Origin of the sequence: Streptomyces sp. NPDC047525 (genome assembly GCF_040643025.1) — a bacterium.
In the GTDB taxonomy this organism is placed as follows: domain Bacteria; phylum Actinomycetota; class Actinomycetes; order Streptomycetales; family Streptomycetaceae; genus Streptomyces; species Streptomyces durmitorensis.
The window spans coordinates 340,542-353,814 of the sequence record NZ_JBEYTL010000009.1 but is presented as its reverse complement, the minus strand read 5'-3'; the positions used below and the strand labels follow the sequence as shown (position 1 = coordinate 353,814).

The following is a 13,273-nucleotide window of genomic DNA, read 5'->3' as shown; positions in this document are numbered from 1 at the left end:
CCCGTGCGCCCCACACGCGCCCGTACCACCGCGGTCATGGCCGCCGCCCTGTCCGCCTGCGTCATCGGAACGGCTCCGGCCGCCGGGGCGGTGTCGTCGAAGGCCGACGAGCCCCTGGAGTACGTCGCCATCGGCGACTCGTTCGCCGCGGGTCCCCTCATCCCCGGCCAGAGCCAGCTGTCCTGTCTGCGCTCCGACCGGAACTACCCGGCCGTGGCGGCCAAGGCCCTGGGCGCGAAGCTCACCGACGTCAGCTGCTCGGGCGCGAAGGTGAGCGACTTCTCCGGGCGGCAGTTCGGGCTCCTCGCGCCCCAGTACGAGGCTCTCGAGCCCGGCACCGACCTGGTGACCCTGACCATCGGCGGCAACGACGTCAGCCTCGTCGCCCAGGCGCTCGGCTGCGTCAACCTCCTGCCGAAGCCCACCGGCATCTCCTGCGCCGACACCGCCGCCGCCGAGGGCGATCCCACCGCGAAGGCCATCGACGCCTGGAGCGCCACCTTCGGGCAGGCCCTGGACGAGGTGCACCGGCGCGCGCCGAACGCCCGTGTCGTCGTGGCGGGTTACGCCACCTACGTCCGCAAGGACGGCTGCTGGCCAACCCAGCCCCTGTGGGACAAGGACGCCAACTACCTCCAGGCGCGCGTGAACCAGCTCAACGGCGTGCTCGCCGAACAGAGCCGGGCCCACGGCGCCACCTACGTCGACACCGCCGCCGTCAGCGCCGGACACGACACCTGCGCCGCACCGGCCGAGCGCTACATCGAGGGCCTGGTGCCCACCAGCGTCGCGGCCCCGCTGCACCCCAACGCCCGCGGCATGGCCGCCTTCGGGACGGCCGTCGCCCAGGCCGCGGCCCGCCCGTGACGGCCCGCGCCCGCGCTTGCGCCTCAGTAGCCCCAGAAGCCTCAGGAGCCCCAGGACAGGAGACCCGTATGCCAGGAATCCGCAGGGCCTGGCGGCGGTCCGCCGCCGTGCTCGCCGCATCGCTCGCGCTGTCGGCCGCTCTGACCGGCCAGTCGCTCGCGCAGCCGGACACCGGACCGGGGGCGACGACGGCCCACACGGCCGCCGACTGCCCTTCGGTGGGCGGCCGGTGGGCCGACGACGGGCCCTTCGCCGTGACCAAGGAGCGCGCCGGGCTGGGCCACACCATCCTGCGCCCGACCGAACTCGGCAGCAGGGGCTGCACGAAGCACCCGGTAATCATCTGGGGCAACGGCACGTTCGTGACCCCGGTCATCTACGACGGTCTCCTGAAGCACCTCGCGTCGCACGGGTTCATCGTGGTCGCCGCGAACACCACCCAGTCGGGGACCGGCCACGCCATGCTCGGCGGCCTTGACGTGGTGAAGAAGACAGCCGATGACCCCAAGAGCCCGTACTACGGCAAGGTCGACCTGGAGAAGGTCGGTGCGTCGGGCCACTCGCAGGGCGGCGGCGGGGCGATCAACGCCGGTGCCGACCCGCGCGTCGACGTCACCGTCCCCATCGAGCCGGGCCCCCTGGGCAGCGTCGGCGCACTCAAGGGCCCCATGTTCATCCTCGGCGGCGAGCACGATCCGGTGGTGGTCCCCGAGCTCCTGGTGATCCCCCGGTACGAGAGCGCGGACCACATTCCCGCCGTCTACGGGGAGTTGGCGGGCGCCACGCACGTGACCCCCGCCGGGGACGGCGGCGGGTTCCGGGGCCCGGTCACCGCCTGGTTCCGCTACTTCCTGATGGGCGACCAGGAAGCGCGCGGCGAGTTCTTCGGCGCCGACTGCGGTGCCTGCTCCTCACCGGTCTGGTCGGACTTCCGGCGCAACGCACGGGCGACCGGGCACGGCGGCTGATCCGCTCTCTCCCTCAGCGGTCGACGAAGAAGCTGTCGTGCTTGACGAGGAACTCGCCGAACTCCTTGCCGCCCTTCTGGGCCATCTCCGCCACCTGCTCGAAGTACTCCTCGCGCGGGGCGCCCGGCGAGAAGAGCATGATCATGGAAGCGGGGTCGTCGCTGTCGTTCTTGAAGGCGTGCAGGCCGCCGACCGGGACGTAGAGGAAGTCGCCGGGGCCGCCGGTGATCCAGCGGTCGCCGTCGTAGAGCTGGACCTGTCCTGACAGGACGAAGAAGGACTCCGAGATCGACTTGTGGAAGTGGGTGCTCGGGCCGGGCGACTTCGGGCCCAGATCCACTTTGTAGAGGCCGAACTCGCCGCCGGTGGAGGCGTGCGTCGCGAGGTAGTGCGTGGCGTTCCCGCCGGGGCGGACCAGCTCGGGCTCCTGGTCGGCGGGCCTGAACACCGCGTTGATCTCGCCTTCTTCGCCGAGATAGCGCGGCTCTGGGTAGGACATGTTCCGCTCCTTCGTCCGTGACACGGTCGTGGGTGACACAGCCGTGGGTGACACAGCCGGTCGTTGCTCACTTGTCGCGCACCGGGTGCTGACTTTATCCACCGCTCGCCCGCCTCCCTCATTAGTTGTACGTAAGAATTGAGGGGGAGAGTTAAGCTGGACTGCATGCTTGATACGCGGCGCATGCAGGTCCTCCGGGCGGTGGTCACCAGTGGCTCCGTGACGGCCGCGGCCCGCAACCTCGGGTACACGCCCTCCGCGGTGAGCCAGCAGATGGCCGCCCTGGAGAAGGAGGCGGGCATCGCCCTCCTGGAGCGCACCGGCCGCGGGGTGCGGCCGACGGACGCCGGGCGGCTGCTCACCGAGTACGCGGTCACGATCGGCAAGCAGATCGCCGAGGCGGAGACCGCGCTCGCCGAGCTGCGGGAGGGGCGGACGGGCCGGGTCTCGATGCGGTACTTCACGACGGCGGGCTCGACACTCGTCGCCCCGGCACTGGCCGCGCTGCGGCGCGCGCAGCCCCGCGTACAGGTCGAGTTGAAGCTGTCGGATCCCGACGACCCGATGCCCGAGGTGCGGGACCGGCGGGCGGATCTGGCACTGGTGGTCAGACCGCGGGGCCAACTGGGCGTGGACGGGGTCCGGTTCGAGCATCTCCTGGACGACCGCTACCACGCCGTGCTCCCGGCGGGGCACCCGCTCGCCGCGAAGCAGCTGCTCGACATGACGGACCTGGCCGACGAGCCGTGGGTCGCCAGCGAGTCGCCGGGGCCGTGCCTCGACCCCATCCTCGAGGCGTGCGGCGCGGCCGGTTTCAGCCCGGACTTCGTGGTGGAGAGTGGGGACTACGCCACGGCACAGGGCTTCGTCGCCGCGGGCCTCGGCGTCAGCCTGGTCCCCGAACTCGGCCTGGGCACGCCCCACTCCGGCGTGGTGGTCCGCGAGGTCCACAACCCGGTGCCGATCCGCTCGATCTACGCGGCGGTACGGGGCCCGGCGCCGGACCGCCCGGCGGTAGGGGGACTCCTGGAGGCGCTGCGGTCGGCGGTGACTCAGCTGGCAGAGGCTTCGGGGGCGGCGTCGACCTCGACCTCGACCTCGGGTGCGGCGTAAGACCGCACGATGACGGTCTGCCGCGGAGTCCAGTGCTGCTCGTCGGTGCCGAGGAATCGCCAGCCCGTACGTTCGTAGAGCGCGATGGCCGAGGTGTCGGACGCGACGACGTCCAGGACGGTGGCCAGCCCCAACTCCCCCGCCTCGGCGACGACCCGGTCCAGCAGCATCGCCCCGATCCCGTGCCCGCGGGCCCCGGGCGCGACGAACAGCCGGCTGACGACGGCGACCCGCTCCCCCGCCAGGCCCTCGCGCCCGCTCCACAGGGCAGGGGCCACGTCGTCCGCCCCGCTCCGGCAGAGCGCGACATGGCCGACGACGCGACCGCCGAGCTCGGCCACCCAGGCCCCGATCAGCGATCCCCCGGCCAGCCAGTCGCCCGGCCGCTCGGGCCAGTTGGTGGGGTACCCGTCGGCGATGTGCACCTGGCCGAGGGCTTCCACGCAGGCGGGGAGGTCGGAGGCGCGGCGGGGGCGGACGCGAGGGGCGGTGTCGTGGCGCATCAACGTATGCAAGCACAGGGGCGCAGGGGGCTGCGGTCGCTCCTGCCTCAGAGGGGCGCCGCGGGGTGAACGGGCGGGCGGGGAGCCCTCGTTCTTGACGGTCGGATGACCCTGCCGGGCATGGGCGGCCCGCCCGCCTGCCGCTATGGTCAGGATCAGACAGAGCCTGCATGACATGGGGGAGGCGGCCGACGATGGCGCCGGATGAGGCTGTGATCGGCTGTACCGGTGAACTCGTCATCGGTACACGCGGATCCGCGGGGCCAGGAGAGGTCCTGGTGCGGATCCGAGGAGGTTCCGAGACGTTTCTCGCCTGGTCCGACGAGCCGCTGCCGCGCGGCGCCACCGTGCTCGTGATCGATTCACGGGGCAGCCGCCAGGTCGATGTCATCAAGTGGGCAGACCCGTTGGACCCGTTGGGCCCGTTGAACGCGCTGGACGGCGACCGCGCCGACGGCGCCGGCTGAGGAGTCGATCGATGTTCGGTTACCGCGTTCCCGCCCCCGATGAGGCGATGCTGATCTCCGGCGGCAGACGAGGCCTGGGCGGCGCCCCGTTCCGGGTGGTGACGGGGCACGGCAAGTTCGTGCTGCCCATCTTCCGCAAGACCCGCTTCCTTACGCTGTCCATGTGCGAGGCGGAGGTCGCCGAGACCTGCGTGACCCGGCAGGGCATCGCCCTGACCGTGCGGGCCGTGATCGCCTTCAAGGTCGGCAACGACACGGAGAGCATCGTCAACGCGGGCCAGCGCTTCCTCTCCGACCAGGACCAGATGTCGCTTCTGACCGGCCGGATCTTCTCCGGTCATCTGCGTTCCATCATCGGTTCGATGACGGTCGAGGAGATCGTCACCGAGCGGCAGAAGCTCGCCACCGAGGTCCTGGACACCTCGAAGTCCGAGATGGCGAAGATCGGCCTGCACGTGGACTCGCTGCAGATCCAGTCGATCGACGACGGCGAGACCGGCTACATCGAAGCGATGTCCGCCCCGCACAAGGCAGCCATCCAGCGCCAGGCGCAGATCGCCCAGGCACAGGCCACCCAAGCGTCCGCAGAGGCCGAGCAGGAGGCGGCGCGGAACCAGGCCGAGTACGCGCGGCAGACCGCGATCGTGCAGGCCCAGTACTCCGCCGAGGTCGAGCGGGCCCAGGCCAAGGCCGCCCAGGCGGGCCCCCTCGCGGAGGCGCACGCCCAGCAGGAGGTGCTCGACGCGCGCACCGAACTGGCCGAGCGCGCCGCCCAGTTGCGCCAGCAGCAGCTGGTCGCCGAGGTGGTCAAGCCGGCGGAGGCCGACGCCGAGCGCATCCGGGTCCTTGCACTCGCCGAGGCCGAGCGGATGAAGATCCAGGCGGAGGCGGCCGCGTCGTACGACCGTGTCGCGCTGGACCGGATGCTGATCGACCAGCTGCCGCTGATCGTGAAGGAGGCGGCGACAGGTCTCTCCGGCGCCAACGTCAACGTCCTGAACGGCGCGGACGGCCTCGGCGAGATCGCGGCCGGACTCGTCGGGCAGGGCCTGACGATCCTGGACTCGGTGCGCAACAACCTCGGTACGCCCACCGCGCAGGCGCAGGCGCAGGGCGAGCGCGAACCGGTCGACATCAAGCGCTACTTGGGCGCCCCCGCCAACGGCCGGGCGGACGGCGGCAAGGGCGACGGCCCCGTAGAGATCCAGTAGCCCCGTGGGCGGCCCGGCTCCCTGTCGAATGCGGGCCGGGTCGCAGCCGGAGCACCTCGCACCCGCCCTAGGCGAGCGCGACGAGCTCCCGGTGGTCCGGACTCCACAGGTCCTCGGTCCCGTCCGGCAGGAGCAGCACGCGATCGGGCCGCAGCGCGTCGATGGCCCCCTCGTCGTGCGTCACCATCACGATCGCGCCCGGATACGTCCCCACCGCGCCGAGCACCTCGTCGCGCGAGGCCGGGTCGAGGTTGTTGGTGGGCTCGTCGAGGAGCAGGACGTTCGCCCCCGAGTGCACGAGCCCCGCGAGCGCGAGCCGCGTCTTCTCGCCGCCGGAGAGCACCGCGGCGGGCTTGTCGGCGTCGTCCCCGCGGAACAGGAAGGACCCCAGGACGCCCCGCACCTCGCCGTCCGTGAGACCGGGCGCGGTGGCGGCGAGATTCTCGCGCACCGTCATCCCGCCGTCGAGGGTGTCGTGCTCCTGCGCGAAGTAGCCGAGCCGGGCGCCGTGGCCGTGCACCACCCGTCCGCTGTCGGGGAGTTCGGCCCCGGCGAGGATGCGCAGCAGGGTGGTCTTCCCCGCTCCGTTCAGCCCGAGGACGACGAGCCTGCTCCCCCGGTCGACCGCGAGATCGACACCGCCGAGCACCCCACGCCCGCCGTACGCCTTCACCAGACTGACCGCACCGAGCGGCGTACGCCCGCACGGCGCGGGTTCGGGCAGCCGGATCCGCGCGACCCGCTCGTCCCTCCGCACGGCCTCGGTGGCGGCGAGCATCCGGTCGGCGCGGCGGGTCATGTTCTTCGCGGCGGTGGCGGTGGCGACGTGCGAGCGCATCTTCTCCGCCTGACTGCGCAGCGAAGCGGCCTTCCGCTCCGCGTTGGCCCGCTCACGGGCGCGCCGCCGCTCGTCCGCGGCGCGCTGGTCGAGATAGGTGTGCCAGCCGGTGTTGTGCACGTCGAGGGCCGCGCGGCCGGGGTCGACCACGAAGACGCGATTGACGGTGTCCGCGAGCAGCCCGACGTCATGACTGATGAGCACGAGCCCACCACTCCATGACCCCAGATACCCCCGCAGCCAGCCCACCGAATCGGCGTCCAGATGGTTGGTCGGCTCGTCGAGCAGCAGGGTGTCGTGGCGCGAGAACAGGATCCGGGCCAGCTCGACGCGGCGCCGCTGGCCGCCGGAGAGGTGACCCACCGGTGCGTCCATCAGGCGCTCGGGCAGCCCGAGCCCGGCGGCCACGCGTGCGGCCTCCGCCTCGGCGGCGTACCCGCCCCGCGCCTGGAACGCGTCGTCCGCGCGGGCGTAGGCGGCCATGGCCCTGCGCTGCTCGGTGTCGCTTCCGGCGGCGGCCATCGCGCGCTCGGCGGTACGCAGGTCCTGCGCCGCGCGGTCGAGGCCGCGGGCGGAGAGGATGCGGGCGGTGACGGTGCCGTGCGGGTCGGCGGCGGCGGGGTCCTGGGCGAGGTAACCGACGGAGCCGGTGGTCGTGAGGCTGCCCGCGGCGGGGGCGAGCTGCCCCGCGAGGGTCTTGAGCAGCGTGGTCTTGCCGGCGCCGTTGCGGCCCACGAGGCCGATGCGGTCGCCGGGGGCGATGTGGAAGGAGGCGCCGGCCAGCAGGAGGCGGGCGCCGCCGCGGACGTCGATGCGTCGGGCGGTGATCATGGGGTAACGCTCCGCAGTAGCGAATGGACACACGGGTGACGTGGAGACCGGTGTCCTGGCTAGGAGATGCGGGGCGTAGACATACGACGAGGCTAACGGGGCGGGCGCCGCGGCCGCACGCGGATTTCGGGCACCGTGCGAAGCCCCGCCGCACGGGGGATGATCGACTCCATGGACGCCACCCTGCACCTGGCCCAGGAGCCGGAAGCCGATGAGCTCCTCGGCCGCAGTCCGCTGGCCGCGCTCGTCGGGATGCTGCTCGACCAGCAGGTTCCGATGGAGTGGGCGTTCGCCGGCCCGCATACGATCGCGCGGCGGTTGAACGCTGACGATCTCGACGCGCATGAGATCGCGGCGTACGACCCCGACGAGTTCGCGGCGCTGCTCTCCACCAAACCGGCGGTGCACCGCTATCCCGGATCGATGGCGAAGCGGATCCAGCAGCTCTGCGCCTACCTGGTGGAGCACTACGAGGGCGACCCCACCGCCCTGTGGGAGGGCGCCGCCTCCGGCAAGGACCTCCTGAAGCGCCTGAACGACCTCCCCGGCTTCGGCAAGCAGAAGTCCCAGATCTTCCTGGCCCTGCTCGGCAAGCAGCTGGGCGTACGGCCTTCGGGCTGGCGGGAGGCGGCGGGGGCGTACGGGGAGCCGGACGCGTACCGCTCGGTCGCGGACATCACGGGCCCGGAATCCCTGCAAAGGGTCCGCACCCACAAGCAACAACTGAAGGCAGCAGCGAAGGCCTCCGGCAAGTAACCCCCACTTGGGCAGCCGCCCTAGCTCCAACCCCCGGCACCCCCCTGACCGAACAAGCCTCTCCCACCCACCCGCCCGATCACCCCGCATCCACCCCTGACCGAACAAGCTTTCCCGCCCACCCACCCGATTGCCCCGCGGTGACAAGGGGCGGGTGGGGAGGTCCACGCGGTGGGTGGGTGAACGACAGAAACAGGGGCGGGCGGGGAGGTCCACGCGGTGGGTGGGTGAACGACAGAGACGGGGGTGGGTGGGGAGCGTCGTCAAAGACGCCTCCCCTCAGCAGTCAGAGAGGTCGGCCCTCACGCACCCGCAGCCGGGAGCGCCCGTGAGGGGACGGGCCGGTATGTCCGCCCGGAGCACGGTTCGCGGCGCTCCAGCAGCGAAGCAACCCCACGGCCACCGGACGATAGCGAGGACGGACATACCGGCACGGCCCCGCCCCCACAGACGGACCAGACCCGCAGCAGCCCCCACGCACCAGCAGCCCGCCCCGCCCCCAAGACAGCCCCGCACCGCCCAAGACCCGGCGTCAGCCGCCCGCAGTGTGCGTAGCCCAAGAGGGCGGATCTCGGCGTCGGGCCATGCCAACGGGGTCCAGCCGGGGGACATGACCCCTCATGAGCCGCGCCGCGTCACCCCGCCCCGCGTGGCTCCGCGCTGCCCTCATCCTGCTGGCCCTCCTGGGCGCCGTCCTCGCCCCCGCGGCCCCCACCGAAGCCGCCCCCGCCCCACCCGCAGCCGTCTCCACCGAACCCACCGGCGAGGCCCACCAGGACACCGCCGACAGCGCACTCCGCGTCAGCACAAAGCGCCCCGTCCCCGTCACCACCGCCGCAGCCGCTCGCCCCCGCGAACCCCGCCGAAGCCGCCCCCTCCCCACCCGCGGCCGTATCCACCTCCCCGCCCCACGCTCCGTCGTCCTGCGCTGCTGACAGTCCCCGCCCCGGACTGAACCCACCACCACCAGCAGCAGCATCGAACCGACGACAGGACAGACACCCATGCCCATCGACCCGTACGCGGCCCTGCACGCCCTCCTCCGCGCCGAAGCCGTACGCAACGCTCCCGGCCCCGACGCCACCGCCCCGGCCCCGTCACAGGCAGAAGACGACGAGGACCACGACAAGAAGAAGCACAGCGCCGAGCAGAACGGCCGCTGACCCCACTCGGCGCAGACGCCGACGCCAGACGCCCCCGCCAGGCCTCAGCGTCTGCGCCGAGCCGTTCCGAACACCGACCGCGAGATCTCCCGCCCGATCTGCGTCCCCAACGACCGGGCAAGCGACTTGAAGATCCCGCTCCCCACGACCTGATCAACGACAGAACCAGAACCAGAGCCAGCCCCCTCCGTCTTGCCCTTCCCCGCTGCCTCGGCGGCAGCCGAGGCCGAAGCCGCCTCCGCCTGACGCGCAGTCAACTTCTCGTAGGCCGACTCCCGATCCACCGCCTCCGCATACCGCCCGTACAACAACGACCCCTTCACCGCCGCATCGAGCGCCCCCGCCTCCACCGGCCCCATCAGCGACTCCGGCGCCCGCAGCCGCGTCACCGCCACCGGCGTGGGCGCGCCCTTCTCGCTCAGGACCGTGATCACCGCCTCGCCCGTGCCGATCGCGGTCAGCGTCTCCTCCAGGTCGTACGCCGAGTTCGGGAACGTCCTGACCGTCGCCTTCAGCGCCTTCTGGTCGTCCGGCGTGAACGCACGCAGCGCGTGCTGGACCCGGTTGCCCAGCTGGGCGAGGACATCGCCGGGCACGTCCTTCGGCGTCTGCGTCACGAAGAAGACGCCGACCCCCTTCGACCGGATGAGCCGCACGGTCTGCGTGATCGCCTCCAGGAACGCCTTCGACGCCCCGTTGAAGAGCAGATGCGCCTCGTCGAAGAAGAAGACGAGCTTCGGCTTCTCCACGTCGCCCACCTCGGGCAGGTCGTTGTAGAGATCCGCCAGGAGCCACATCAGGAACGTCGAGAAGAGCTGCGGCTTGTCCTGCACCGCGGGCAGTTCGAGCACCGACACGAGCCCGCGCCCGTCCGGCGCCGCCCGCAGGAACTCGCTCGTGTCGAACTCCGGCTCCCCGAAGAAGTCGCCCATGCCCTGCGCCTCGAAGGCGGTAAGCGCCCGCAGGATGACGCCCGCGGTGACCGTGGACAGACCGCCGATCCCCTTGAGCTCGGACTTGCCCTCGTCCGACGTCAGGAACGTCACCACGGCCCGCAGATCCTTCAGATCGACCAGTTCAAGCCCTTTTTGGTCGGCGTAATGGAAGATCAGACCGAGCGACTGCTCCTGGGTCTGGTTCAGCTGAAGCACCTTCGAGAGCAGCACGGGGCCGAAGCTCGTGATCGTGGCCCGCACCGGAATCCCGGTACCGATCCCGCCCAGTGCGTAGAACTCGCTGGGGAAGCCCGTCGCCTCCCACGTCTGGCCGACCTCCCGCGCCCGCTCGGCGACCTTCTCGCCGCTCTCCCCGGGGAGCGAGATCCCGGAGACGTCTCCCTTGACGTCGGCGAGGAACACCGGCACTCCCTGCGCGGCCAGCTGCTCGGCGATGAGCTGGAGGGTCTTCGTCTTTCCGGTGCCGGTCGCCCCCGCGACGAGCCCGTGCCGGTTGAGCATGGCCAGCGGGATGCGGATCTGGGCGTCGGGCAGACACTGCCCGTCCCACAGGAGCGCGCCGAGATCCAGCGCGGGCCCGCTGAAGGCGTACCCGGAGACGATCTCCATGGCTTCCTGCGGCAGAGCGGCACCCCCACTGACGACCTCGGCGGCCACCCCACCGGAAGCCCCGCGGGAAGCCTCACCGGAAGCCCCACCGGAACCCTCGACTCCGCTCGTCACCCCCGCGACCGGCGAAGACACGTTAGAGGGGTTCGCGCTCCCCGTCGTGGACGGCATCGGCTGACTGTCGCTCACTTCTGCCCCTGTTCCCGGCGTGCGTGTTCCCGGTTTGCCCTGATTTACGACGTCATTTCCCAGAGTCGCACTCCGTCTCCATGGCTGCGCCCGGAGAGCCTTGCCCGGTAGGCTTTCCGTGTGATCTTCAAGCGCATCGGAAACGGCCGGCCGTACCCCGACCACGGCCGGGAAAGCACCCGGCAGTGGGCGGACGTCGCGCCGCGCCCGGTCCGCCTCGATCAGCTCGTGACGACCAAGGGCCAGCTGGACCTGGAGACGCTCCTCGCGGAGGACTCCACGTTCTACGGCGACCTTTTCGCGCACGTGGTGAAGTGGCAGGGCGACCTCTACCTGGAAGACGGACTGCACCGCGCGGTCCGCGCCGCGCTCCAGCAGCGCCAGGTGCTGCACGCCCGCGTCCTCGAACTGGGCTGAACCCGGCGGACAGCCGCGACAGGGGACACCCACGCCCTCATTGACCCTTTCGGGTTGGACTGAGCCCAAGTCAATGATCATTTAGTAGGCATCACGGCGTCGTCGCACTACGCTGCGCCCATGAGCATGCTCACTCCCCCCGGCATGGGCGGCAAGTACCGCATCACGGGGGCCAAATATCCGCGTATGCGCCGAAGCCGTGGCCGCCGCAGGATCGTGCTCGCGGTGGTCGCGTCCGTCGTCGCGGTGGGCCTGATCGGCTGGGGAACACTGCAGCTCATCGACGTCTTCACCGGCGGCAGCAAGGCCACGGCGGCGAGCTCGCGCAGCGACTGCGCCGCCAAGCCGGATCCCTCGGCCAAGCCGCCCGCCCCCAAGGCCCTGCCCAAACCGGACCAGATCAAGGTCAACGTCTTCAACGCGACGCCCCGCGGCGGCCTCGCCAAGGACGTGGCGGCCGAGCTCAAGAAGCGCGGCTTCACCGTCGGCAAGGTGGACAACGCCCCGAAGGCGTACGACAAGAAGGTCAAGGGCACCGGGATACTGCTCGGCGCCAAGACCGCCACGGACACCGCCCTGCCGGTGCTCGGCACGCAGCTCGCGGGCACCGAGAGCCGCACGGACGCCCGCAAGGGCGGCGAGGTCGACCTCATCCTGGGCGCGAAGTTCAAGGATCTGGCAAAGAAAAAGGACGCCGACAAGGCCCTGGCGGTACTTGCCGAGCCCAAGCCGACGTCCTCGCCGTCCAGCGGCAAGAAGGACTGCTGAACGCCACGCCAGAAGGACCGCTGAGGGCTACTCAGCGGTCCCGTGCACAGCGCTACTCCGCGGTCCCGTACATCCGGTCACCCGCGTCGCCGAGGCCCGGCACGATGTAGCCGTTCTCGTTGAGGCGCTCGTCGACCGATGCCGTCACGACCGTCACCGGCGTGCCCGCCAGCTCGCGCTCCATGACCTCGACGCCCTCGGGGGCGGCGAGCAGCACCACGGCGGTGACGTCGTCCGCACCGCGCTTGATCAGCTCCTGGATGGCCGCCACGAGCGTGCCGCCGGTGGCCAGCATCGGGTCCAGGACGTACACCTGGCGCCCGGAGAGGTCCTCCGGCATGCGGGTCGCGTACGTCGACGCCTGGAGGGTCTCCTCGTCGCGGATCATCCCGAGGAAGCCCACCTCGGCGGTCGGCAGGAGCCGCACCATGCCGTCCAGCATGCCGAGCCCGGCGCGCAGGATCGGTACGACCAGGGGGCGCGGGTAGGACAGCTTGACGCCGGTGGTCGGGGTGACCGGGGTCTCGATGTCGACCTGCTCGGTGCGCACGTCCCGGGTGGCCTCGTACGCGAGCAGGGTGACCAGCTCGTCGGCGAGGCGCCGGAAGGTGGGGGAGTCGGTGCGCTTGTCGCGCAGCGTGGTGAGTTTGTGCGCCACCAGTGGGTGATCGACGACGTGAATCCGCATGCCGTCAACAGTAACCGCGCCCTGAGCCCCCCGACCGCTCCCGGGACCGCCCAGGCTCCCCCGCGGCAGTCGGCCGCACCCCCGCTCCGGACCCCTGAGAACAGCTCGCGCTGGCATCAAACCCGCCGTACGGGGGAAAGTGGACGTACGACCTGGGGTGGTGTTGCCCATGCCGGACAGAGAGCCCGGCGGCCGAGAGCCGGACCGCGAGACCGAAGCCGAGCGCCGGCGCCGCCGTGCCCAGTTCCTGCACGAGCGGGCCGAGGCCATCGAGCTCCGCGACCGTGTGAAGCCGCGCCGCGCCCGGGCGGCACGCATGCGTCAGCAGATGCGTATGCGCACGTTCCGCTGGTAGCTGCCACCCCTCACGCAGGCGACGGACAGCCGTCCGGGAAACGCGACGCGGAACACAGCGCGCGGAAGACCTCTC

16 protein-coding genes are annotated in these 13,273 nt (G+C 71.5%); 11 read left to right on the top strand and 5 right to left on the bottom strand.

Going from position 1 to position 13,273, the window contains the following annotated elements; genetic code table 11:
* The first annotated feature begins 3 nt into the window (after positions 1-3).
* On the top strand, positions 4-867 hold the full coding sequence (locus ABZ833_RS27725) for an SGNH/GDSL hydrolase family protein (protein ID WP_361051638.1): 864 nt from the start codon (positions 4-6) through the stop codon (positions 865-867).
* Between the two features lie 68 nt (positions 868-935).
* Positions 936-1,835 carry an acetylxylan esterase gene (locus ABZ833_RS27720; RefSeq protein WP_361051635.1) on the top strand — a complete coding sequence of 300 codons (900 nt, stop codon included), beginning with the start codon at positions 936-938 and terminating at the stop codon, positions 1,833-1,835.
* 13 nt (positions 1,836-1,848) lie between these two features.
* On the opposite strand, the gene ABZ833_RS27715 is transcribed toward ABZ833_RS27720, so the two are convergent.
* Entirely contained in the window at positions 1,849-2,334 is a 486-nt protein-coding gene (locus tag ABZ833_RS27715; protein WP_361051632.1) for a cupin domain-containing protein, read from the bottom strand.
* Between the two features lie 165 nt (positions 2,335-2,499).
* On the opposite strand from ABZ833_RS27715, the gene ABZ833_RS27710 reads away from it, so the two are divergent.
* Positions 2,500-3,447 (top strand): LysR family transcriptional regulator, encoded by a 948-nt coding sequence (locus tag ABZ833_RS27710; protein WP_361051629.1) that lies wholly within the window; start codon positions 2,500-2,502, stop codon positions 3,445-3,447.
* Here ABZ833_RS27710 and ABZ833_RS27705 read toward each other — a convergent pair.
* Positions 3,387-3,950, bottom strand: a complete 564-nt coding sequence (locus tag ABZ833_RS27705) for a GNAT family N-acetyltransferase (RefSeq protein WP_361051626.1) — start codon at positions 3,948-3,950, stop codon at positions 3,387-3,389. The genes ABZ833_RS27710 and ABZ833_RS27705 overlap by 61 nt on opposite strands.
* 194 nt (positions 3,951-4,144) lie before the next feature.
* Here ABZ833_RS27705 and ABZ833_RS27700 point away from each other — a divergent pair, with 194 nt between their 5' ends.
* On the top strand, positions 4,145-4,417 hold the full coding sequence (locus ABZ833_RS27700; protein WP_361051623.1) for a hypothetical protein: 273 nt from the start codon (positions 4,145-4,147) through the stop codon (positions 4,415-4,417).
* Between the two features lie 11 nt (positions 4,418-4,428).
* Positions 4,429-5,628, top strand: coding sequence for an SPFH domain-containing protein (locus ABZ833_RS27695; protein ID WP_361051620.1), 1,200 nt, complete (start codon positions 4,429-4,431; stop codon positions 5,626-5,628).
* Positions 5,629-5,695: 67 nt separating this feature from the next.
* On the opposite strand, the gene ABZ833_RS27690 is transcribed toward ABZ833_RS27695, so the two are convergent.
* Entirely contained in the window at positions 5,696-7,297 is a 1,602-nt protein-coding gene (locus tag ABZ833_RS27690) for an ABC-F family ATP-binding cassette domain-containing protein (RefSeq protein WP_361051617.1), read from the bottom strand.
* A 171-nt stretch (positions 7,298-7,468) separates the two neighbouring features.
* Here ABZ833_RS27690 and ABZ833_RS27685 point away from each other — a divergent pair, with 171 nt between their 5' ends.
* The 3 genes from ABZ833_RS27685 (at position 7,469) to ABZ833_RS27675 (ending at position 9,216) form a co-directional block, all read left to right on the top strand.
* Entirely contained in the window at positions 7,469-8,053 is a 585-nt protein-coding gene (locus tag ABZ833_RS27685; RefSeq protein WP_361051614.1) for an HhH-GPD-type base excision DNA repair protein, read from the top strand.
* Positions 8,054-8,673: 620 nt separating this feature from the next.
* Positions 8,674-8,988, top strand: coding sequence for a hypothetical protein (locus ABZ833_RS27680; protein WP_361051611.1), 315 nt, complete (start codon positions 8,674-8,676; stop codon positions 8,986-8,988).
* A gap of 69 nt (positions 8,989-9,057) precedes the next feature.
* Positions 9,058-9,216, top strand: coding sequence for a hypothetical protein (locus ABZ833_RS27675; RefSeq protein ID WP_361051608.1), 159 nt, complete (start codon positions 9,058-9,060; stop codon positions 9,214-9,216).
* Positions 9,217-9,260: 44 nt separating this feature from the next.
* Here the strand turns inward: ABZ833_RS27675 and ABZ833_RS27670 are convergent, their stop codons facing one another.
* Complete coding sequence (locus ABZ833_RS27670) at positions 9,261-10,781, bottom strand: helicase HerA-like domain-containing protein (protein ID WP_361051828.1); 1,521 nt, start codon at positions 10,779-10,781, stop codon at positions 9,261-9,263.
* A gap of 309 nt (positions 10,782-11,090) precedes the next feature.
* On the opposite strand from ABZ833_RS27670, the gene ABZ833_RS27665 reads away from it, so the two are divergent.
* Positions 11,091-11,387: a type II toxin-antitoxin system VapB family antitoxin gene (locus ABZ833_RS27665; protein ID WP_003955420.1), complete on the top strand. Its 297-nt coding sequence runs from the start codon at positions 11,091-11,093 to the stop codon at positions 11,385-11,387.
* 120 nt (positions 11,388-11,507) lie between these two features.
* Positions 11,508-12,155, top strand: coding sequence for a LytR C-terminal domain-containing protein (locus ABZ833_RS27660; RefSeq protein WP_361051605.1), 648 nt, complete (start codon positions 11,508-11,510; stop codon positions 12,153-12,155).
* Between the two features lie 52 nt (positions 12,156-12,207).
* Here ABZ833_RS27660 and upp read toward each other — a convergent pair whose 3' ends face one another.
* Positions 12,208-12,843, bottom strand: coding sequence for a uracil phosphoribosyltransferase (upp, locus tag ABZ833_RS27655; RefSeq protein WP_135331553.1), 636 nt, complete (start codon positions 12,841-12,843; stop codon positions 12,208-12,210).
* Positions 12,844-13,012: 169 nt separating this feature from the next.
* On the opposite strand from upp, the gene ABZ833_RS27650 reads away from it, so the two are divergent.
* Complete coding sequence (locus tag ABZ833_RS27650; protein WP_160505980.1) at positions 13,013-13,198, top strand: hypothetical protein; 186 nt, start codon at positions 13,013-13,015, stop codon at positions 13,196-13,198.
* Positions 13,199-13,273 lie beyond the last annotated feature (75 nt).

Coding starts and splice junctions, on each gene's coding strand:
- ABZ833_RS27720 (WP_361051635.1), top strand. CDS start 936: ATGCCAGGAATCCGCAGGGCCTGGCGGCGGTCCGCCGCCGTGCTCGCC.
- ABZ833_RS27715 (WP_361051632.1), bottom strand. CDS start 2,334: ATGTCCTACCCAGAGCCGCGCTATCTCGGCGAAGAAGGCGAGATCAAC.
- ABZ833_RS27710 (WP_361051629.1), top strand. CDS start 2,500: ATGCTTGATACGCGGCGCATGCAGGTCCTCCGGGCGGTGGTCACCAGT.
- ABZ833_RS27705 (WP_361051626.1), bottom strand. CDS start 3,950: ATGCGCCACGACACCGCCCCTCGCGTCCGCCCCCGCCGCGCCTCCGAC.
- ABZ833_RS27700 (WP_361051623.1), top strand. CDS start 4,145: ATGGCGCCGGATGAGGCTGTGATCGGCTGTACCGGTGAACTCGTCATC.
- ABZ833_RS27695 (WP_361051620.1), top strand. CDS start 4,429: ATGTTCGGTTACCGCGTTCCCGCCCCCGATGAGGCGATGCTGATCTCC.
- ABZ833_RS27690 (WP_361051617.1), bottom strand. CDS start 7,297: ATGATCACCGCCCGACGCATCGACGTCCGCGGCGGCGCCCGCCTCCTG.
- ABZ833_RS27685 (WP_361051614.1), top strand. CDS start 7,469: ATGGACGCCACCCTGCACCTGGCCCAGGAGCCGGAAGCCGATGAGCTC.
- ABZ833_RS27680 (WP_361051611.1), top strand. CDS start 8,674: ATGAGCCGCGCCGCGTCACCCCGCCCCGCGTGGCTCCGCGCTGCCCTC.
- ABZ833_RS27675 (WP_361051608.1), top strand. CDS start 9,058: ATGCCCATCGACCCGTACGCGGCCCTGCACGCCCTCCTCCGCGCCGAA.
- ABZ833_RS27670 (WP_361051828.1), bottom strand. CDS start 10,781: ATGGAGATCGTCTCCGGGTACGCCTTCAGCGGGCCCGCGCTGGATCTC.
- ABZ833_RS27660 (WP_361051605.1), top strand. CDS start 11,508: ATGAGCATGCTCACTCCCCCCGGCATGGGCGGCAAGTACCGCATCACG.
- upp (WP_135331553.1), bottom strand. CDS start 12,843: ATGCGGATTCACGTCGTCGATCACCCACTGGTGGCGCACAAACTCACC.
- ABZ833_RS27650 (WP_160505980.1), top strand. CDS start 13,013: ATGCCGGACAGAGAGCCCGGCGGCCGAGAGCCGGACCGCGAGACCGAA.